Origin of the sequence: Acidovorax sp. GW101-3H11, from assembly GCF_001633105.1 — a bacterium.
GTDB lineage: Bacteria > Pseudomonadota > Gammaproteobacteria > Burkholderiales > Burkholderiaceae_C > Acidovorax.
Map to the genome: position 1 here is coordinate 225,148 of NZ_LUKZ01000009.1, position 20,101 is coordinate 245,248.

The window sequence follows — 20,101 nt, forward strand, 5'->3', positions numbered from 1 at the left end:
CCCCAAGGCAAAACGCGGCCCCCTTGGGGGGCAGCGACGACACGCCAGTGCGGAGCGTGGGGGCTGCATGACCCGGCTCAACCTCGTCCTGCTGGTGGCCGTGCTGGCCAGTGCCATCTATCTGGTTCACACCCAGTACGAGTCGCGCCGCCTGTTCACCGAGCTGGACCGCGCGATTGCCGAGGCGCGCCGCCTGGAAACCGAGCACCAGCGCCTGCAGGTGGAAAAGCGCGCGCAGGCCACGCCGCTGCGCGTGGAGAAGATCGCCCGCGACCAGCTGAAAATGCGCACCGCCACCCCGGCCATCACGCAGTACGTGTCCGACCCGCAAGGTGCGGCCGTGGCGGCGGCCAGCACGGCGGCGCAGCCTGGGAGCGCACAGCCATGAGCCGCAGCGTGGTCTACACCGCCAGCCCCCTGTTGGCCAGCAAGACGCCGGTCTGGCGCAGCAAGTTCATCGTGGCGATGATCGCGCTGGGCTTTGTGGGCCTGGGCGCGCGCGCGGCCTATGTGCAGGTGTTCGGCAACGACTTCTTCCAGCGCCAGGGCGAGGTGCGCTTCGCACGCACGCTGGAGCTGCCCGCCAACCGCGGCAAGATACTGGACCGCAACGGCCTGATCCTGGCGTCCAGCGTGCCAGCGGCCAGCATCTGGGCCATCCCCGAGGATGTGGACCAGGACAAGCCCGAGGTGCGCGCCAAGCTCAAGCAGCTGGCCAAGCTGCTCGACATGCCCCAGGCCGAGCTGATGAAGAAGCTGGCCGACGAGGACAAGACCTTCGTCTGGGTCAAGCGCCAGCTCGACTGGGACGTGGGCCAGCAGATTGCCAAGCTCGACATCAAGGGCATCTACCAGCGCAAGGAGTACAAGCGCCAGTACCCTGAGGGCGAGGCCGCTGCCCACGTGGTGGGTTTTACCAACGTGGAAGACCATGGCCAGGAGGGCATGGAGCTGGCCTTCAACAAGGACCTGGCGGGCAAGCCGGGCTCGCGCCGTGTGATCAAGGACCGCCTGGGCCGGGTGGTCGAGGGCGTGGGCGAGACCGTGCCGCCCGTGGATGGCAAGGACATGCAGCTGTCCATCGACAGCAAGGTGCAGTTCTTTGCCTACCAGAAGCTGCGCGACCAGGTCACGGCGCACAAGGCCAAGGCGGGCAGCGTGGTAGTGCTCGATGCCCATACGGGCGAGGTGCTGGCGCTGGCCAACTACCCCAGCTATGTGCCCGACAAGCGCCAGAACCTGACCGGCGAGCAACTGCGCAACCGTGCGCTCACCGACACCTTCGAGCCGGGCTCGACCATGAAGCCCATCACCATCGGCCTGGCGCTCGAAAGCGGCCGGGTACGGCCCGAGACCGTGGTGGACACGACCCCTGGCCGCATCAACATCACCGGCTCCACCATTTCGGACACGCACAACTACGGCGTGCTCACGGTGGAAGGCGTGATCCAGAAATCCAGCAACGTGGGCACCACCAAGCTCGCCATGCAGATGCCTGCGCGCGAGATGTGGGAAACCTTCTCGGCCGCAGGCTTCGGCCAGAAGCCGCAGATCGACTTTCCTGGCGCGGTCAGCGGCCGGCTGCGCCCCTACAAGAGCTGGCGCCCAGTGGAGCAGGCCACCATGTCCTACGGCTACGGCCTGTCGGCCAGCCTGTTCCAGATGGCGCGCTCGTACACCGTGTTTGCCAACAGCGGGCGCGTGATCCCCGCCACCATGCTCAAGTCCGAACAGCCCGCCGTGGGCGTGCCCGTGTTCTCCGAGCGCACGGCCGACCAGGTGCGCAAGATGCTGCAGATGGCCGCAGGCCCCGGCGGCACGGGCCAGAAGGCGCAGACCGTGGGCTACTCGGTGGGGGGCAAGTCCGGCACGGCGCGCAAGCAGGTCGGCAAGAACTACGCCGTGGGCAAGTACCGCGCCTGGTTCACCGGCATGGCGCCCATCGACAAGCCGCGCATCGTCGTGGCTGTGATGATCGATGAGCCCAGCAACGGCGTGTACTACGGCGGTGCCGTGGCCGCGCCGGTGTTCAGCGAAGTGGTGCAGCAGACGCTGCGCATGATGGGTGTGCAGCCCGACATGGCGGTCAAGCCGCAGATCGTGGCCAACGCGGTGGAGGAGTCGCTATGACGCTGGCCGTGCCCTTGCTCACCTCGGTGCATGACGCCGTGGCCTGGCTGCGCGAGCGCGTCACGGGCACGCTGCAGACCGACAGCCGCCAGATCCGCCCGGGCGATGGTTTCATTGCCTGGCCCGGCGCCGCCACCGATGGCCGCGCGCACATTGGCGATGCGCTGGCACGCGGGGCCGTGGCCTGTCTGGTGGAGCATGAAGGCGCCGAAGCGTTTGTGCTGTCTGGCCTGCCCGTTGCCGCTCTGCACGGACTGAAGGCCGCCACGGGCCTGATCGCTGCCGACTGGTTCGAACACCCCACGCAGGGCCTGGACGTGCTGGCCGTGACAGGCACCAACGGCAAGACCAGCACCAGCTGGTGGCTGGCCGAAGCACTCAATGTGCTATCAAAAAATGAGCTATATGGGCATGATGGGTGCGCGGTAGTGGGCACTTTGGGCATGGGAACACCGCCTGCGCTCACCAGCACGGGCATGACCACGCCCGACCCGGTCCGCCTGCAGCGCGCGTTTAGGCAGTTTGCCGATGCAGGCCGTGGCGCCTGCGCCATCGAGGCCTCGTCCATTGGCCTCGCCGAACACCGGATGGTGGGCACCCGCATCCGCGTGGCGCTGTTCACCAACTTCACGCAGGACCACCTGGACTACCACGCGGGCATGGCCGCCTACTGGCAGGCCAAGAGCATGCTGTTCGACTGGCCGGGCCTGCAGGCCGCTGTGGTCAACATCGACGATGTGCGCGGTGCCGAGCTTCACGCCACGCTCGCCGGGCGCCACCTGGATCTGTGGAGCGTCTCCATCACCGGCCCCGCCCGGCTGGCGGCGCGCGACATCGGCATGGGCGACGGCGGCCTGCGCTTCACCGTGGCCGAAGGCGTGCAGGCGCATGTGCTGCAGACGCGCGTGATCGGTCTGTACAACGTCGCTAACCTGCTGGGTGTGCTGGCCGGGCTGCGCGCGCTGGGCGTGCCGCTGGAGCACGCGCTGTATGCCTGCGCCCAGCTCTCGCCCGTGCCCGGCCGCATGGAGCAGATCCACCAGAGCGGCCAGCCCCTGGTGGCCGTGGACTACGCCCACACGCCCGATGCCCTGGAAAAGGCCCTGCAAGCTTTGCGCCCCATCGCTGCCGAGCGCGGTGGGCGGCTGTGGTGCGTGTTTGGCTGTGGTGGCGACCGCGATGCGGGCAAGCGCCCGCTGATGGGCGCCGTGGCGCAGCAGCAGGCCGACCAGGTGGTCGTGACCAGCGACAACCCGCGCAGCGAAGACCCCGCCGCCATCCTGCACCAGATCCTGCAAGGCACCATTGCCAGCACCGCTGTGCAGGCCGAGCCCGACCGCGCTGCCGCCATCGCCCTGGCCGTGGCAGCCGCCGCGCCTGCCGATGTGGTGCTGATTGCGGGCAAGGGCCACGAAAACACCCAGGAGACGGCGGGTGTGCACCAGCCGTTCTCCGACATGGCCCATGCGCTTGGTGCGCTGCAGGCCCGAGGAGCCCGCCCATGAGCGCCACCCCCGGCACCATGCTCACCCTGCAACAGGCCTGGGCGCTGCTGCAGCCGCAGATCCCCGCCGCGCGCCTGGTGGGCGAGGGCGGCACGCCCCTGGCCCGTGTGCACACCGACACGCGCACCCTGCAGCCCGGCGATTTGTTCGTGGCGCTCAAGGGCGAGCGTTTTGACGCCAATGCCTTCCTGGCCGACGCACGCGCCGGGGGCGCTGCTGCGGCCATCGCCCATGGCGGCCTCGCGGCTGCGGGCCTGCCGGGCATCGAAGTGCCCGACAGCCTGGCCGCCCTGGGGGCGCTGGCCACGGGCTGGCGCGCGCAGTTCAACCTGCCGCTGATCGGCGTGACCGGCAGCAACGGCAAGACCACGGTGACGCAGATGGTTGCGTCCATCCTGCGCGCCTGGCAGGGCGAGGCCGCGTTTGCCACGCAGGGCAATTTCAACAACGACATAGGCGTGCCGCTGATGCTGCTGCGCCTCACGCCCGCACACCGCGCCGCCGTGATCGAGATGGGCATGAACCACCCGGGCGAAATTGCCCAGCTGGCGGCCATGGCCCGGCCCACGGTGGCGCTGGTCAACAACGCGCAGCGCGAGCACCTGGAATTCATGCACACCGTCGAGGCCGTGGCGCGCGAGAACGGCTCGGTGTTTGCCAGCCTGCCCGCCGACGGCGTGGCCGTGTTTCCGGCGGGCGATGCCTACACGGGCTTGTGGCAGTCGCTGGCGCAGCCGGGCCGCCGCACGCTCACGTTTGGCGAGGGCGGCGATGTCCGCTGCGCGCGCGCCGCCTGGGAGCGCGGCGCCTGGGCCGTGGCCATGGCCACACCCCGGGGCGAGGTCGCCACGCGCCTGCACATCGCCGGCCGCCACAACGTGACCAACGCCCTGGCCGCCACCGCCTGCGCGCTGGCCGCTGGCGTACCGCTGGCCGCCATTGCCCAGGGGCTGCGCGACTTCACACCGGTCAAGGGCCGCTCGCGCGCCTTCAGCGTGGCGGTGGCGGGCCGCGAGGTCACGGTGGTGGACGACACCTACAACGCCAACCCTGACTCCATGCGCGCCGCCATCGAGGTGCTGGCCGAACTGCCCGGCCCGCAGCTGCTGGTGATGGGCGACATGGGCGAGGTGGGCGACCAGGGGCCGCAGTTCCACGCCGAGGCCGGGGCGCTGGCCCACGCGGCGGGCATTCCCCTGCTGTTTGCGCTGGGCGCGCAGTCGGTGCACGCGGCTTCGGCCTATGGCAACGGGCAGGGGGGTGTTGCCCGGCATTTCAACGAGATGGGCGCACTGCTGGATGCGGTGCGCCAGGCCCTGCCCACAGTGGGCAGTGTGCTGGTCAAGGGATCGCGATTCATGAAGATGGAACAGGTGGTGGGGGCCATTGCCGCTGCTGCACCACCCCCAGAACAACAACAAAAGACGATGGAATCACTGGAGGGACCCCATGGCGCAACACATTGACCTTGCCCGCGTGGTGCCCGCCTTGGCCGGAGGTGCCCCATGCTGCTGATGCTCTCGCAATGGCTGCAAGGGCTGTCGCCCGAGTTCGGCTTTTTCCGCGTGTTCCAGTACCTCACCTTCCGTGCGGTGATGGCGGCCATGACGGCGCTGCTCATCGGCCTGGTGGCGGGCCCCAAGGTGATCCGCATCCTCACCTCGCTCAAGATCGGCCAGCCCATCCGGGGCTATGCCATGCAGTCGCACCTGTCCAAAAGCGGCACGCCCACCATGGGCGGCGTGCTGATCCTTCTGTCGATCGCGATCTCGACCCTGCTGTGGTTCGACCTCTCCAACCGCTTCGTGTGGATCGTGCTCATCGTCACGCTGGGTTTTGGCGCCATCGGCTGGGTGGACGACTGGCGCAAGGTGGTCAACAAGGACCCCGAGGGCATGCGCTCGCGCGAGAAGTATTTCTGGCAGTCCATCATCGGTCTGGTGGCCGCGCTGTACCTGGCGTTCAGCATTTCTGAAAGCTCCAACGCCAAGGTGTGGGAGCTGTTCGTGGCCTGGGTGCAGTCCGGCTTCTCGCTCGACCTGCCCCCCAAGGCCGGGCTGCAGCTGCCGTTCTTCAAGGAGATCAGCTACCCGCTGGGCGTGCTGGGCTTCGTGGTCCTGACCTACCTGGTCATCGTGGGGTCGAGCAACGCCGTCAACCTGACCGACGGCCTGGACGGCCTGGCCATCATGCCGGTGGTGATGGTGGGCTCGGCCCTGGGCGTGTTCGCCTATGTCACCGGCAGCTCGGTGTACTCCAAGTACCTGTTCTTCCCGCACATTCCCGGCTCGGGCGAGCTGCTGATCTTCTGCGCGGCCATGGCCGGTGCGGGCCTGGCCTTTCTGTGGTTCAACGCCCACCCCGCGCAGGTGTTCATGGGCGACGTGGGCGCACTGGCGCTGGGCGGCGCGCTGGGCACCATCGCCGTGATCGTGCGGCAAGAGATTGTGCTGGCCATCATGGGCGGCATCTTCGTGGTCGAAGCCCTGTCGGTGATGCTGCAGGTGACCTGGTTCAAGTACACCAAGAAGCGCTATGGCGAAGGCCGCCGCCTGCTGAAGATGGCGCCGCTGCACCACCATTTTGAAAAGAGCGGCTGGAAAGAAACGCAGGTCGTTGTGCGCTTCTGGATCATCACCATGCTGCTGTGCCTGATTGGCCTGTCCACCCTGAAACTGCGATGAACCCGAACGATCCCTCCACCATCCCTGGCACCTCGGATGTGCCGGAGGCCACGCCGACTGAGGCGGGGCTGGGGGTGGGCGCGCCCGGTGCTGCGAGCGCCGGGCCCATGCCCGATGGGGTGGCGTTGCCCGGGTCGTCTGCCGTTCCGGCCACCCCAGCCAGTGAGGCAGATGTGGATGCCGGTGTGGACACGGACCTGGGCCCGCCTGCTGAGACCGCCCCCGAACTGACGGCTGCTCCCGACGCCGAGGCTCCAGCGCCCGCCACCGAAGCCCCTGCCACGGCACCAGCCCCCAGCACCGCCTGGAACCCCGAGGCCGTGCCCGCCGTCTCGGCCGCCAAGGCCGCCGCCGATTTTGTGGCGCAGATTTTTGCCGAGGTGGCTGCCCCCGAAGGGCCCGCTGCTGCCGAGCCCGATGCCGCGCAAGACGCGGACGTGGGGGAGGACGCCGCGCCCGCAGAACCCCTGGTCAGCCCCGTGGAGGCCATGGCCCAGCTGCTGCAGGGCCAGAACATCCTCATCCTGGGCCTGGGCGCCTCGGGCATGGCCATGGCGCGCTGGTGTGTGCGCTGCGGGGCACAGGTCACCGTGGCCGACACCCGCGCGGCCCCACCCCAACTGCCCGCGCTGCAGCAGGAGATGCCCCAGGTCCGCTTTGTGGCGGGCGCCTTCGATGCCAGCCTGGTGGTGGGGCACAACCTGCAGGCCGTCTACCGCTCGCCCGGGCTGAGTCCCCAACAGGTTGCTCCTGTTTTGCGAGCTGCTGAGGCAAACGGGGTGCGCGCAGGGGGCGAATTGAGCTTGTATTCTGATGCGCTGGCCGCGCTGCGCGCCTCGCACGCGTACGCGCCAGCGGTGCTGGCCATCACCGGCACCAACGGCAAGACCACCGTGACCTCGCTCACCGGCCAGCTGGTGGAGCGCGCTGGCAAAAGCGTGGCGGTGGCAGGCAACATCGGCCCCACGCTGCTGGACACGCTGGCCACGCACCTGGACGCCGACACGCTGCCCGAGGTGTGGGTGCTGGAGCTGTCGAGCTTCCAGCTCGATGGCACGAACGTGGGTGAAGGGGGTTTCGAGCCCACGGCCGCCACCGTGCTCAACATCACGCAGGACCACCTGGACTGGCATGGCGGCATGGACGCCTACGCAGCAGCCAAGGCGCGCATCTTCGGGCAGGCGGGCTTGATGATCCTGAACCGCGAAGACCCGGCCGTGATGGCGATGCTGCCCCCGCCCGTCAAGGTCAAGCTGCAAAAGCCCCAGGTGCGTGCCCACATCACCTTTGGTGCCGACATGCCCCGGCGCCCGGGCGACTTTGGCATCGAGGTCGTGAGCGGCATGCCCTGGCTGGTGCGCGCCATGGACGCTGACGAAACCCGCAAGCGCGGCCGCAACGAGGTGGAGGAAGAGCTGCACATACAGCGGCTCATGCCCGCCGATGCGTTGCGCATCCGGGGCCGCCACAACGCCACCAACGCGCTGGCCGCGCTGGCACTGGCCTCGGCCACTGGCTGCCCGCTGGCGCCCATGCTGTACGGCCTGCGCGAATACCGGGGCGAACCGCACCGTGTGGAGCCCGTGGCCATCCTCCACGGCGTGGAGTATTTCGACGACAGCAAGGGCACCAACGTGGGCGCCACGGCGGCCGCCCTGGTCGGGCTGGGCGCCGAGCGCCGCCTGGTGGTCATCCTGGGCGGCGAGGGCAAGGGGCAGGACTTTGCACCGCTGGCCGCCCCCGTGGCGCGCTATGCACGTGCCGTGGTGCTGATCGGCCGCGACGCACCGCTGATCCGCACCGCGCTGCAGGACACCGGCGTGGCGCTGCTGGACGCCCCCACGCTGCCCGACGCCGTGGCGCTGGCCGCCCAGCGCGCCCATGCGGGCGACGCCGTGCTGATGTCGCCCGCCTGCGCCAGTTTTGACATGTTCAAGGACTACGAACACCGTGCGCAGGTTTTCTGCGACACGGTGCGGGCCATGGCCGACGACGCCGGCCAGTCGGCGGAGGGCATGGCATGACCGCACCCGCCAGCACCCTGTTGCAACGCCTGACCGGCTGGTTCGGCGGCCTGCCCGGCAAGGCGGCCGATGTGCTGCCCGTGCGTGTGGGCGGCACCGAGTACCGCCAGTCGTCCAGCACACCCGCAAGTGTGCTGGGCTTTGACCAGACCCTTTTGTGGGTGGTGGTGGCGCTGCTTGCCTGGGGGCTGGTGATGGTGTATTCGGCATCGATTGCGATGCCGGACAACCCCCGGTTTGCCAACTATTCGCCCACCCATTTCCTCACGCGCCACATGATGTACTTGGTGGTGGGTTTTGTGGCGGCCCTGCTGGCGTTTCAGGTGCCCATGCTGCTGTGGGAGCGGGTGGCACCCTGGCTGTTTGTGGTGGCGCTGCTGCTCTTGGTGGCGGTGCTGATCCCCGGCGTGGGCAAGGTGGTCAATGGCGCGCGGCGCTGGCTGTCCATCGGCCCCATTGGTTTTCAGCCGTCCGAGGTGGCCAAGTTTGCCGTGCTCATCTACGCCGCCGACTACATGGTGCGCAAGATGGAAGTGAAGGAACGCTTCTTCCGCGCCGTGCTGCCCATGGGCGCGGCCGTGGCCATTGTGGGTGTGCTGCTGCTGGCCGAGCCGGACATGGGCGCCTTCATGGTGGTGGCCGTGATCGCCATGGGCATCCTGTTCCTGGGCGGCGTCAATGCGCGCATGTTCTTCCTGATTGCGGGCGTGCTGGTGGGAGCCTTTGCGCTCATGATCGCCAGCTCGCCCTGGCGGCGCGAGCGCGTGTTTGCCTACCTTGACCCCTTCAGCGAACAGCATGCGCTGGGCAAGGGCTACCAGCTGTCGCACTCGCTGATCGCCATCGGGCGGGGCGAGATTTTTGGCGTGGGACTGGGCGGCAGCGTGGAAAAGCTGCACTGGCTGCCCGAGGCCCACACCGACTTCCTGCTGGCCGTGATTGGCGAGGAGTTCGGCCTGGTGGGTGTGCTGGCCCTCATCGTGCTGTTCTTCTGGATGATCCGCCGCATCATGCACATCGGCCGCCAGGCGATTGCGCTGGACCGCGTGTTCTCCGGCCTCGTCGCGCAGGGCGTGGCGATCTGGATCGGCTTTCAGGCCTTTATCAATATGGGCGTGAACCTGGGCGCCTTGCCGACCAAGGGGCTCACGCTGCCGCTGATGAGCTTTGGGGGGTCAGCGATCCTGATGAATCTGGTGGCTTTGGCTGTTGTCCTGCGCGTGGACTACGAAAACAAACTGCTCATGCGCGGAGGCCGCGTATGAGAAGTTTGTTTCACCAAAACAAGCGGTGCATTGCGCAAGCAATGCCAGGCACGCAGTGCCTCATGAGGGGAGGTCGCGTATGAGCAAGCAGAAGACCGCCCTCATCATGGCTGGTGGCACAGGCGGCCACATCTTCCCTGGCCTCGCCGTGGCCGAAGAGCTGCGCGCACGTGGCTGGCGCGTGCACTGGCTGGGCGCGCCTGGCAGCATGGAGTCGCGCATCGTGCCGCAGCACGGTTTTGCGCTGGAACTCATCGATTTTTCGGGTGTGCGCGGCAAAGGCATCGCTACGCTGGCCCTGCTGCCGCTGCGCCTGCTGCGCGCGTTCTGGCAGGCGCTGCAGGTGGTGCGCCGCGTTAAGCCCGATGTGGTGGTGGGCCTGGGGGGCTACATCACCTTTCCGGGCGGGATGATGGGTGTGCTGGCGGGCAAACCGCTGGTGTTGCACGAGCAGAACTCGGTGGCCGGCATGGCCAACAAGGTGCTGGCCGGTGTGGCCGACCGCGTTTTTACCGCCTTCCCCAACGTGTTCAAGCAGGGCCAGTGGGTGGGCAACCCGCTGCGCACCGCCTTCACGCAGCAGCCCGGCCCGGCCGAGCGGTTTGCGGGCCGCAGCGGCCCGCTGCGCCTGCTGGTGGTGGGGGGGAGCCTGGGCGCGCGTGCGCTCAACGAGATCGTGCCGCAGGCCGTGGCGTTGATGCCTGCCGAACAACGGCCCACTGTGGTCCACCAGAGCGGCGCTACGCAGATCGACGCCTTGCGCACCAACTACGCGGCGGCCGGGGTCGAGGCCGAATGCACGCCTTTCATCGACGACACGGCCAGCGCGTTTGCTGCGGCCGACATCATCGTCTGCCGTGCCGGTGCCAGCACCGTGACCGAAATTGCCGCCGTGGGGGCCGCGTCCATTTTTGTGCCCTTCCCCTCGGCCGTGGACGACCACCAGACGACCAATGCGCAGTTCCTGGTGAATGCGGGGGGCGGCTGGCTGGTGCAGCAGCGCGACCTCACGCCCCAGGGGCTGTCGCAGATGCTATTGAATTTAGAGCGCTCCACGTTGGTGGATAGCGCGCAGAAGGCCAAAAACATGCAAAAAATCAACGCCACCCGCGAAGTGGTGACTGCCTGCGAGGAGTTGGCATGAGCCTGTCCAAAGTCTTTTCGTGGTGCCCGTTGCCCCGCAAAGGCGGCAGGTGCAAGGCGCACACCGCAAGCCGCACTGGAGTGCGGCGAGGATGGGCAACGCCGCAGATGCCGCCTTTGCGGGGCAACCCTTCGGGCAAGGCAGCAAAAGGCCGCACTCATCGTTGCGCGCCTTGTCCAGGCCACCAGCCTGGCCTGCGGCGCGCGCCTCGATTGCAGCCTTTTGATGCCTTGCGGGTACCACGAAAAGATTTTGGACAGGCTCTATGAAACACGCCATTCGCCACATTCACTTCGTCGGCCTGGGCGGCGCGGGCATGAGCGGCATCGCTGAGGTGCTGTTCAACCTGGGCTACCGCATCTCGGGCTCGGACCTGGCCGACAGCGCCACGCTGCGCCGCCTGCAGGGCCTGGGCATCCAGACCTGCCTGGGCCACGCAGCGGCACACATCGACGGCGCGGACGCCGTGGTCACCTCCACGGCGGTGACGCCCGACAACCCCGAAGTGCTGGCCGCGCGCGAGAAGAAGATTCCCGTGGTGCCGCGCGCCCTTATGCTGGCCGAGCTGATGCGCCTGAAGCAGGGCATTGCGATTGCGGGCACCCACGGCAAGACCACGACCACCAGCCTCGTGACCAGCGTGCTGGCCGAGGCGGGCCTGGACCCGACCTTTGTGATCGGCGGCAAGCTCAACAGCGCGGGCGCCAATGCCAAGCTGGGCAGCGGCGACTACATCGTGGTCGAGGCGGATGAGTCCGATGCGTCGTTCCTGAACCTGCTGCCCGTGATGGCGGTGGTCACCAACATCGACGCCGACCACATGGAGACCTACGGTCACGACTTCGGCCGGCTCAAGGGTGCGTTTGTCGATTTCCTGCACCGCATGCCGTTCTACGGCACGGCCATCCTGTGTGTGGACAGCCCGGCCGTGCGCGACATCCTGCAAAGCGTGACCTGCCCCATCACCAGCTACGGCTTCTCGGAAGACGCCCAGGTGCGCGCCATCAACGTGCAGGCCGAGGCTGGCCAGATGCGCTTCACCGTGCAGCGGCGCAACGGCGTGACGCTGCCCGACATGGAGATCGTGCTCAACCTCGCGGGCGAGCACAACGTGCTCAACGCGCTGTCGGCCATCGCCGTGGCGGTGGAACTGAACATCCCCGACGAAGCTGTGCAGCGCGCGCTGGCAGGTTTCAAGGGCGTGGGGCGGCGCTTCCAGCGCTATGGCGAACTGCCCGCCAAGGACGGCGGCCAGTTCACCGTGATCGACGACTACGGCCACCACCCGGTGGAGATGGCCGCCACGCTGGCCGCTGCACGCGGTGCATTCCCGGGCCGCCGCCTGGTGTTGGCCTTCCAGCCGCACCGCTACAGCCGCACGCGCGACTGCTTCGAGGATTTCGTGAAGGTCATCGGCAACGCCGACGCCGTGCTGCTGACCGAGGTGTACGCAGCGGGCGAGGCGCCCGTGGTGGCGGCCGATGGCCGCTCGCTGGCGCGCGCGCTGCGCGTGGCGGGCCGGGTGGAGCCTGTGTTCATCGACAACGTGGCCGACCTGCCCCAGGCCATCGCCGACAACGCCAAGGACGGTGACGTGGTGATGTGCATGGGCGCGGGCTCCATCGGCGCGGTGCCGGGCAAGGTGGTGGATATGCTACAAAATAGTGAGCTGAAAGCGCTGAAGGGGAGCGCGGTATGACCTCTTTTGATTCCAATATTGATGTGAAATCCCTGGGCAAGGTGGCCGTGCTCATGGGCGGTGATTCGGCCGAGCGCGAGGTCTCGCTCATGTCGGGCAGCGGCGTGCTGCAGGCGCTGCGCTCGCGCGGTGTGGATGCGCATGCCTTCGACCCGGCGCAGAACGCGCTGGGCGACCTGAAGCGCGACGGCTATGCGCGCTGCTTCATCGCGCTGCATGGCCGCCATGGCGAAGACGGCACGGTGCAGGGCGCGCTGGAGCTGCTGGGCATCCCATACACCGGCCCGGGCGTGATGGCGTCCAGCATCGCCATGGACAAGGTCATGACCAAGCGCGTGTGGCTGGCCGAGGGCCTGCCCACGCCGCGTTATGTGTGGCTGGCGCCCGACCGCCAACAGCGCGAAGTGGTGCGCACCGTGCCCGACGAACTGGGCCTGCCCCTGATCGTGAAGCCGCCGCGCGAAGGCTCGTCGATTGGCGTGACCAAGGTGCGGGGCTACTCGGACATGCAGGAAGCCGTGCAGCTGTCGGCCCAGTACGACCCCGATGTGCTGTGCGAGGAGTTCATTGACGGCGAAGAGGTCACCTGCCCCGTGCTGGGGCAGGGCGCCGACGCCCGCGCGCTGCCGGTGATCCGCATCGTGGCGCCCGATGGTGCCTACGACTACCAGAACAAGTATTTCACCGACGATGTGAAGTACCAGTGCCCGAGCGGCCTGCCTGAGGCCGAGGAGCGCGAGATCCAGCGCATCGTGCTGGAGGCCTACCGCACCCTGGGCTGCCGGGGCTGGGGCCGGGCTGACCTGATGATCCGCGCCAGCGACCGCAAGCCGTTCTTGCTGGAGATGAACACTTCGCCAGGCATGACGGGCCACTCGCTTGTGCCCATGTCGGCACGGGCCTCGGGCATCAGCTACGAGGAACTGTGCCTGCGCATTCTGGAGAGCGCGGCATTGGATACGCCCGCAAGGCCAAAGGCTGCCTGATGACCCACGCGCTGCCCGCACCCCTGGACGTCAAGCTCATGAACCTGACCGCGTCGGTCTTGTTCGTGGGCTGCGCCCTGGCCGTGCTGGCAGCGGGGGTGGGGTGGGTGCTGCGCTACCCGGGCTTTGCGATTGCGCGCATCGTGGTGCAGGGCGAGCTGGTGCACAACAACGCCGTCACGCTGCGGGCCAATGTGGGGCCGCACCTGGTGGGCAACTTCTTCACGGTGGACCTGCGCGCCGCCCGCGAGGCCTTCGAGCAGGTGCCCTGGGTGCGCAGCGCCGAGGTGCGCCGTGTGTACCCCGCCAGCCTGCGGGTGGAGCTGCAGGAGCACGACGCCGTGGCCTTCTGGGGGCCCGAATCCGGCTCGGCCATGGTCAACAGCCACGGTGAGGTGTTCGAGGCCAATGTGGGCGATGTGGAGCTGGAAGGCCTGCCGCGTCTGCTGGGCCCCCAGGGCTCGTCGGCCGAGGCACTGAAGATGGTGGGGCTGTTGCAGCCTGTGTTCGAGCCGCTGGGGCTGGAAGTGGAAGAGCTGGAGCTGACCGGCCGGGGCGGCTGGCGCGCTCGGCTGGACAGCGATGCCGTGGTGGAGCTGGGCGGCGGCACCCCCGAAGAGGTGGTGCGGCGCACGCAGCGGTTTGTGCGCACGCTGACCCAGGTGGCGGCGCAATACGGGCGGCGTGTGGATGCGCTGGAGTCGGCTGATCTGCGCCATGCCGGTGGTTATGCGCTGCGGTTGCGGGGGGTCACCACGGTGATCCCCGATGCCGCAGGGGCCGTGGCCGGTGCCACCGGCGGTGTGCGCAGGAGGTGATGCGATGCAGTGCAACAAGGCAACACAAGGTGCGGGGCAGGCCACCGCCATCGGGCGGTTGAGCACGCGGTGGGATGGTCAGCGGGACAGAACAGAAAAGGGCAGAGGCTGATATGGCAAGAGAGTACAAAGACGTGGTGGTGGGGCTCGACATCGGCACGGCCAAGGTCATGGCCGTGGTGGCCGAAGTGCTGCCCGGTGGCGAGCTGAAACTCGCGGGCCTGGGCGTGGCGCCCAGCAATGGCCTCAAGCGCGGCGTGGTGGTGAACATCGACGCCACGGTGCAGAGCATCCAGCAGGCGCTGAAAGAGGCCGAGCTGATGGCCGACTGCAAGATCCAGCGCGTGTACACCGGCATCACCGGCAGCCACATCCGCGGCCTCAACTCCAGCGGCATGGTGGCGGTGAAGGACAAGGAAGTCACCTCCGCCGACGTGGCGCGGGTGGTGGAGACCGCCAAGGCCATCAACATCAGCAGCGACCAGCGCCTGTTGCTGGTGGAGCCGCAAGAGTTCGTGATCGACGGGCAGGATGTGAAGGAGCCCATCGGGATGAGCGGCATCCGCCTCGAAGCCAAGATCCACATCGTGACCGGTGCGCAGAGCGCGGCCGAGAACATCATCAAGTGCGTGCGCCGCTGCGGCCTGGAAGTGGAGCAGCTGATGCTGAACCCGCTGGCCAGCAGCCAGGCGGTGCTGACCGACGACGAACGCGAGCTGGGTGTGGTGGTGGTGGACATCGGCGCGGGCACGACCGACGTGGCCATCTTCACCGGCGGCGCGATCCGCCACACGGCGGTGATCCCGATTGCGGGCGACCTCATCACCAGCGACATCGCCATGGCGCTGCGCACGCCCACCAAGGATGCCGAAGACATCAAGGTCGAAAGCGGCTACGCCAAGCAGCTGCTGGCCGACCCCGAAGCGCAGGTGGAAGTGCCCGGCCTGGGCGACCGCAGCCCGCGCATGCTGAGCAAGCAGGCGCTGGCCGGTGTGATCGAACCGCGTGTCGAGGAAATCTTCTCGCTCGTGCAGCAGGTGGTGCGCGAGTCGGGCTACGAAGAAGTGCTGTCGTCGGGCATCGTGCTCACCGGTGGCAGCTCGGTGATGCCCGGGATGATCGAACTGGGCGAGGACATCTTCCTCAAGCCCGTGCGGCGTGGTATTCCCAAGTATTCCAGCGCCCTGGCAGACATGGTGGCCCAGCCCCGTGCGGCCACTGTCATGGGTCTTCTGGAAGAGGCACGGCTGGCGCGCCTGCGGGGCTTCAAGGTCGCTCAGAAGAGCGGCTCCATGAAGACCGCGTTCGGGCGCTTCAAGGATTTCATCGTGGGGAATTTCTGACCATGAAATACCCACTCTGGCTGGCGCGAGGGAGTCCACACCGAAGACCGCGCGAGCGATGGCGATGCACAGGCCCGCCGCGCTCTTCATCTGTCAGTACCCCATCTCCCATTTGGCAATTGCATACGAATTTAGAAACAGGAGCTCCAAGATGACCATCGAAATGATCGAAGCCGAAGAATTCAACCAGGGCACCCAGATCAAGGTGATCGGTGTGGGCGGCGGCGGCAGCAACGCCGTTGAGCACATGATTGCCCGCAGCGTGCAGGGCGTGGAGTTTGTCAGCGCCAATACCGATGCACAGGCGCTCACGCGCAGCTCGGCGCACCGTGTCATCCAGCTGGGTGGCAGCGGCCTGGGCGCGGGTGGCAAGCCTGAAAAGGCCCGCGATGCGGCCGAGGCCGCCGTGGAAGACATCCGCGACGCCATCTCGGGCGCGCACATGCTGTTCATCACGGCGGGCATGGGCGGTGGCACCGGCACGGGGGCGGCCCCCGTGATCGCGCGCATTGCCAAGGAAATGGGCATCCTGACCGTGGGTGTGGTGACCAAGCCTTTCGACTGGGAAGGTGGCCGCCGCATGAAGAATGCCGACGACGGCCTGGCCGAACTCGAAGCCAATGTGGACTCGCTGATCGTGGTGCTCAACGAAAAGCTGCTCGATGTGCTGGGTGACGACATCACCCAGGACGAGGCCTTTGCGCATGCCAACGACGTGCTCAAGAACGCCGTGGGCGGCATCGCTGAAATCATCAACGAGTACGGCCAGGTGAACGTGGACTTTGAAGACGTGCGCACCGTGATGGGCGAGCCCGGCAAGGCCATGATGGGCACGGCCACGGCCAGCGGCCCCGACCGCGCACGCATCGCTGCCGAGCAGGCCATCGCCTGCCCGCTGCTCGAAGGCATCGACCTGTCGGGCGCCAAGGGCGTGCTGGTGCTGGTCACGGCGAGCAAGGGCAGCCTCAAGTTGTCTGAGTCGCGCCAGGCCATGAACACCATCAACGCCTACGCATCGACCGACGCGCATGTGATCTTCGGCGCGGCCTACGACGAAACCCTGGGCGACGAGATCCGCGTGACCGTGGTGGCCACGGGCCTGTCGCGCGCCAATGCACGCCGCCAGCCGATCTCGGTGGTGCAGGGCGGCCTGCGCACGGGCACGGACAACATGGCCTACCAGATGCCCGTGGCGGGTGTGGGCACGGTGGGCGGTGCCGTGGGCGTGCAAGGCGGCCATGCGGGCAGCGCGCAGGCCGACTACGGCAGCATGTCGGTGCCCAGCGTGTGGCGCACCAACCGCACGCAGGCCGCAGCACGCGTCGATGCGCTGTCGTCCGGCGGCATGGACGACCTGGAGATCCCGGCCTTCCTGCGCAAGCAAGCCGATTGATTGATTGAGAGGGTGAGGCCCCGGTGCTCCCGGGGCTGAGCAAGCCTTCATCAAAAAACCCTGCCAGCTCACGCTGGCAGGGTTTTTCTTTTGGGGGCGCCGAGGCGGGGGCGGTGGCGGGCTTCGCGGGTGCAGAGGCAGCCGCGCGGCAAAGTCACTGCTTCAGCCGTTCAAACTCAGGCCTTTAAAAGGACTCCCAGTCGTCGTTGTTGTCCGCCGCAGGCTTGGGGCTGCTGGCCTTGGGCGGCAGGGCCGCTGCCGGTTTGGGTGCCGGGGTTGCGGGGCGCGCTGCCGGGGCTTTGGCCAGGGCCGGGCGGGGCGCGGCGGCACGCACGGCGGGGGCGGCTGCTGGGGGCCGGGGGGCCGGGCGGCTGGCGGGCACGGAGGGCGCCGTGTGGCTGCCATTCACGCGGAACAGCGCAACCACCTGGGTGAGCTTCATGGCCTGCTCGCGCAGGCTGTCTGCAGCGGCAGCAGACTGCTCCACCAGCGCCGAGTTCTGCTGCGTCATCTGGTCCAGCTGGTTCACGGCGGTGTTGACCTGGGCGATGCCCTGGCTCTGCTCGGAGGTGGCCGAGCGGATCTCTCCGATGATGTCCGTCACGCGCTGAACGCTGTCCACGATCTCGGTCATGGTGGCGCCTGCATTGCCCACCAGCTGGGTGCCCGATGCGACCTTTTCCACGGACGCATCAATCAGCGCCTTGATCTCCTTGGCGGCTGCAGCGCTGCGCTGGGCCAGGCTGCGCACCTCGCTGGCCACCACCGCAAAACCGCGCCCCTGTTCGCCCGCGCGGGCGGCTTCCACCGCAGCGTTGAGCGCCAGGATGTTGGTCTGGAACGCGATGCCGTCGATCACGCCGATGATGTCGCTGATCTTGTTGCTGCTGGCGTTGATGTCCTGCATGGTGGACACCACGCGGGACACCACCTCGCCCCCCCGTGCCGCCACGGCGGCAGCGGATGTCGCCATCTGGTTGGCGGTCTGGGCCGAGTCCGAGGTCTGCTTGACGGTGCTGGTCAGCTCTTCCATGCTGCTGGCCGTGGTTTGCAGGTTGCTGGCCGTGTCTTCGGTGCGGTGGGCCAGATCGTTGTTGCCCTGGGCAATTTCGCCCGACGCCGTGGCAATGCTGTCCGTGGCCGACCGCACTTCAGTGACCAGCTTGCGCAACGAGGTGACCATGTGGGCCAGGCCGTCGAGCATCGAGCCGGGGTGGGAGGTCGGTATCTGCGCATCCAGGTTGCCTTCGGCCACTTCCTGCATGATGGCGATGGCCTCGGTGGGCTCGCCGCCGATCTGGCGCAGCACAGAGCGCGACACGATCAGGCCAATCGCCCCCACCACCAGGAACACCACCACCACCAGCGCCAGGCTGGACCACAGGGCTTTTTGCAGCAGGGCATCCACGTCATCGGTGTACAGGCCCGAGCCCACCATCCAGTTCCAGCCATCCACCCGCACGATGTACTGCAGCTTGGGCACGGCGGTTGTCTGGCCGGGGCGGGCAAACATGGTGGGCACAAACGCCTTGCCGTCCTTGCTGCTGCGCAGGCCGTTCACAAGCAGGCCGATGATGTCCACGCCCGAGCCGTCCTTGACCTTGCCCAGCATGTCCTGCCCATCCCATTCGGGCTTGAAGGGGTGCATCACCCCCACACCTTCGGTGGTCCAGATGTAGAAGTATTCGGTCTTGCCCTCGGGGCCGCCGTAGCGCGCCAGGCGCAGGGCCTCCTTGGCGGCTTTCTGGGCTTCTTCCTGCGGCATGGCGCCGCTGGCCGCCTTGGCCTGGTAGGCCGCCACGATGCTGTGCGCGGACTGGACGGCCGTGGTCAGCAGGTCTTTGCGTGATTCACTGATGAGTCGGCGCTCCTGCAGCAGGGACATGATGGCCATGATCAGCAGCGCAGCAAGTGCGGTGCCGATCATGAGCATGATTTTCATTTTGAAGCTGAGCTTGCTCATGGTGTGCGTTCTCCGGTGGGGCGGCGTCTGTCGGTCTCTGTGGGCTGTCACTTTGTGTTTGCAGGGTGCGCCGGGGCGCTGCCGCCAGAGGATTGTGCGGCGAACGCCGGGCCGGGCGCAGTATGTGAAAACGCGGCGATAGCTCTACCTACCCGGCATGCCGAGGGCCGCAAAACCTCAGGGTGTACGGGGCAGGGGCCCAGAAACTAAAATGCGCGGATGCTCCAGCAACGCACCCTCAAGACCTTGACCCGCGCCGTTGGCGTCGGACTGCACAGCGGCCAGCGGGTCGAACTGACGCTGCGCCCGGCCCAGCCGGACACCGGCATCGTCTTCCGCCGGGTGGACCTGCCCCAGCCCGTGGACATCCCGATCCGGGCCGAGGCCGTGACGGACACGCGGCTGGCCTCCACCATTGCGGTGGGCAGTGCCAAGGTGCACACGGTGGAGCACCTGATGTCGGCCTGCGCTGGGCTCGGAATCGACAACCTGTATGTGGATATCACGGCCGAAGAGGTGCCCATCCTCGATGGCTCTTCGGCATCGTTCGTGTTCCTGCTGCAGAGTGCGGGCGTCGAATTGCAGAACGCCCCCAAGCGCTTCATCCGCGTGACCCGACCCGTCGAGGTGCGCGAGGGCGACGGTGCCAATGCCAAGTGGGCGCGCCTCACGCCGTACCACGGCTACAAGCTCAGTTTCGAGATCGACTTCGATCACCCGGCCGTGGACTCCACCGGCCAGCGCGTGGAGTTCGACATGGGCGCCGGCAACTACAGCCGCGACATCGCCCGTGCCCGCACCTTCGGCTTCACACGCGATGTGGAAATGATGCGCTCCAACGGCCTGGCGCTGGGCGGTGGGCTGGACAACGCCATCGTGATGGACGACTACAAGGTGCTCAACAGCGACGGCCTGCGCTACGACGACGAGTTTGTGAAGCACAAGATCCTGGACGCCATGGGCGACCTGTACCTCATCGGCAAGCCCTTGCTGGCGGCCTACAGCGCCTTCCGCTCGGGCCATGGCATGAACAACCTGCTGCTGCGCGAACTGCTGGCCCAGCGCGATGCGTGGGAGGTGGTCACCTTCGAGGATGAGCGCCAGGCCCCCACCGGTTTTGCGCAGCCCGTGCGCGCCTGGTAGCGCT

The 20,101-nt window shown here is 67.6% G+C and carries 15 protein-coding genes; 14 read left to right on the forward strand and 1 reads right to left on the reverse strand.

Features of this window, described 5'->3' with window-relative positions; genetic code table 11:
• Nucleotides 1-67: 67 nt before the first annotated feature.
• The 13 genes from ftsL (at nucleotide 68) to ftsZ (ending at nucleotide 16,991) form a co-directional block, all read left to right on the forward strand.
• Entirely contained in the window at nucleotides 68-388 is a 321-nt protein-coding gene (gene ftsL, locus A1D30_RS07085; protein WP_063460075.1) for a cell division protein FtsL, read from the forward strand.
• Nucleotides 385-2,130 (forward strand): penicillin-binding protein 2, encoded by a 1,746-nt coding sequence (locus A1D30_RS07090; protein ID WP_063460076.1) that lies wholly within the window; start codon nucleotides 385-387, stop codon nucleotides 2,128-2,130. The genes ftsL and A1D30_RS07090 overlap by 4 nt, the downstream gene beginning before the upstream one ends.
• Complete coding sequence (locus A1D30_RS07095) at nucleotides 2,127-3,635, forward strand: UDP-N-acetylmuramoyl-L-alanyl-D-glutamate--2,6-diaminopimelate ligase (RefSeq protein ID WP_063460077.1); 1,509 nt, start codon at nucleotides 2,127-2,129, stop codon at nucleotides 3,633-3,635. The genes A1D30_RS07090 and A1D30_RS07095 overlap by 4 nt, the downstream gene beginning before the upstream one ends.
• The gene (gene murF / locus A1D30_RS07100; protein WP_063460078.1) at nucleotides 3,632-5,101 is read left to right on the forward strand and encodes a UDP-N-acetylmuramoyl-tripeptide--D-alanyl-D-alanine ligase; all 1,470 of its coding nucleotides are present in this window, start codon (nucleotides 3,632-3,634) and stop codon (nucleotides 5,099-5,101) included. Before A1D30_RS07095 ends, murF begins: the two co-directional genes overlap by 4 nt.
• A 39-nt stretch (nucleotides 5,102-5,140) precedes the next feature.
• The gene (mraY, locus tag A1D30_RS07105) at nucleotides 5,141-6,319 is read left to right on the forward strand and encodes a phospho-N-acetylmuramoyl-pentapeptide-transferase (RefSeq protein WP_063460079.1); all 1,179 of its coding nucleotides are present in this window, start codon (nucleotides 5,141-5,143) and stop codon (nucleotides 6,317-6,319) included.
• A complete protein-coding gene (gene murD / locus A1D30_RS07110; RefSeq protein ID WP_242421814.1) occupies nucleotides 6,316-8,343 on the forward strand; it encodes a UDP-N-acetylmuramoyl-L-alanine--D-glutamate ligase in 2,028 nt (675 codons plus the stop codon). The genes mraY and murD overlap by 4 nt, the downstream gene beginning before the upstream one ends.
• Entirely contained in the window at nucleotides 8,340-9,608 is a 1,269-nt protein-coding gene (ftsW, locus tag A1D30_RS07115) for a putative lipid II flippase FtsW (protein WP_063460080.1), read from the forward strand. The genes murD and ftsW overlap by 4 nt, the downstream gene beginning before the upstream one ends.
• A 79-nt stretch (nucleotides 9,609-9,687) precedes the next feature.
• A complete protein-coding gene (murG, locus tag A1D30_RS07120; RefSeq protein WP_063460081.1) occupies nucleotides 9,688-10,752 on the forward strand; it encodes an undecaprenyldiphospho-muramoylpentapeptide beta-N-acetylglucosaminyltransferase in 1,065 nt (354 codons plus the stop codon).
• 265 nt (nucleotides 10,753-11,017) lie between these two features.
• A complete protein-coding gene (murC, locus tag A1D30_RS07125) occupies nucleotides 11,018-12,451 on the forward strand; it encodes a UDP-N-acetylmuramate--L-alanine ligase (RefSeq protein ID WP_063460082.1) in 1,434 nt (477 codons plus the stop codon).
• Complete coding sequence (locus A1D30_RS07130) at nucleotides 12,448-13,437, forward strand: D-alanine--D-alanine ligase (RefSeq protein ID WP_063460083.1); 990 nt, start codon at nucleotides 12,448-12,450, stop codon at nucleotides 13,435-13,437. The genes murC and A1D30_RS07130 overlap by 4 nt, the downstream gene beginning before the upstream one ends.
• Complete coding sequence (locus A1D30_RS07135) at nucleotides 13,437-14,255, forward strand: cell division protein FtsQ/DivIB (protein ID WP_063460084.1); 819 nt, start codon at nucleotides 13,437-13,439, stop codon at nucleotides 14,253-14,255. The genes A1D30_RS07130 and A1D30_RS07135 overlap by 1 nt, the downstream gene beginning before the upstream one ends.
• Nucleotides 14,256-14,368: 113 nt before the next feature.
• Entirely contained in the window at nucleotides 14,369-15,598 is a 1,230-nt protein-coding gene (ftsA, locus tag A1D30_RS07140) for a cell division protein FtsA (protein WP_063460085.1), read from the forward strand.
• 151 nt (nucleotides 15,599-15,749) lie between these two features.
• Nucleotides 15,750-16,991: a cell division protein FtsZ gene (ftsZ, locus tag A1D30_RS07145; protein WP_063460086.1), complete on the forward strand. Its 1,242-nt coding sequence runs from the start codon at nucleotides 15,750-15,752 to the stop codon at nucleotides 16,989-16,991.
• Nucleotides 16,992-17,175: 184 nt separating this feature from the next.
• On the opposite strand, the gene A1D30_RS07150 is transcribed toward ftsZ, so the two are convergent.
• Entirely contained in the window at nucleotides 17,176-18,954 is a 1,779-nt protein-coding gene (locus tag A1D30_RS07150; protein WP_063460087.1) for a methyl-accepting chemotaxis protein, read from the reverse strand.
• Nucleotides 18,955-19,173: 219 nt separating this feature from the next.
• Here A1D30_RS07150 and lpxC point away from each other — a divergent pair, with 219 nt between their 5' ends.
• Nucleotides 19,174-20,097, forward strand: a complete 924-nt coding sequence (lpxC, locus tag A1D30_RS07155) for a UDP-3-O-acyl-N-acetylglucosamine deacetylase (RefSeq protein WP_063460088.1) — start codon at nucleotides 19,174-19,176, stop codon at nucleotides 20,095-20,097.
• Nucleotides 20,098-20,101: the final 4 nt, after the last annotated feature.

Coding starts and splice junctions, on each gene's coding strand:
- A1D30_RS07135 (WP_063460084.1), top strand. CDS start 13,437: ATGACCCACGCGCTGCCCGCACCCCTGGACGTCAAGCTCATGAACCTG.
- murF (WP_063460078.1), top strand. CDS start 3,632: ATGAGCGCCACCCCCGGCACCATGCTCACCCTGCAACAGGCCTGGGCG.
- ftsL (WP_063460075.1), top strand. CDS start 68: ATGACCCGGCTCAACCTCGTCCTGCTGGTGGCCGTGCTGGCCAGTGCC.
- murD (WP_242421814.1), top strand. CDS start 6,316: ATGAACCCGAACGATCCCTCCACCATCCCTGGCACCTCGGATGTGCCG.
- A1D30_RS07095 (WP_063460077.1), top strand. CDS start 2,127: ATGACGCTGGCCGTGCCCTTGCTCACCTCGGTGCATGACGCCGTGGCC.
- ftsA (WP_063460085.1), top strand. CDS start 14,369: ATGGCAAGAGAGTACAAAGACGTGGTGGTGGGGCTCGACATCGGCACG.
- ftsZ (WP_063460086.1), top strand. CDS start 15,750: ATGACCATCGAAATGATCGAAGCCGAAGAATTCAACCAGGGCACCCAG.
- A1D30_RS07130 (WP_063460083.1), top strand. CDS start 12,448: ATGACCTCTTTTGATTCCAATATTGATGTGAAATCCCTGGGCAAGGTG.
- murG (WP_063460081.1), top strand. CDS start 9,688: ATGAGCAAGCAGAAGACCGCCCTCATCATGGCTGGTGGCACAGGCGGC.
- murC (WP_063460082.1), top strand. CDS start 11,018: ATGAAACACGCCATTCGCCACATTCACTTCGTCGGCCTGGGCGGCGCG.
- lpxC (WP_063460088.1), top strand. CDS start 19,174: ATGCTCCAGCAACGCACCCTCAAGACCTTGACCCGCGCCGTTGGCGTC.
- mraY (WP_063460079.1), top strand. CDS start 5,141: ATGCTGCTGATGCTCTCGCAATGGCTGCAAGGGCTGTCGCCCGAGTTC.
- ftsW (WP_063460080.1), top strand. CDS start 8,340: ATGACCGCACCCGCCAGCACCCTGTTGCAACGCCTGACCGGCTGGTTC.
- A1D30_RS07090 (WP_063460076.1), top strand. CDS start 385: ATGAGCCGCAGCGTGGTCTACACCGCCAGCCCCCTGTTGGCCAGCAAG.
- A1D30_RS07150 (WP_063460087.1), bottom strand. CDS start 18,954: ATGAGCAAGCTCAGCTTCAAAATGAAAATCATGCTCATGATCGGCACC.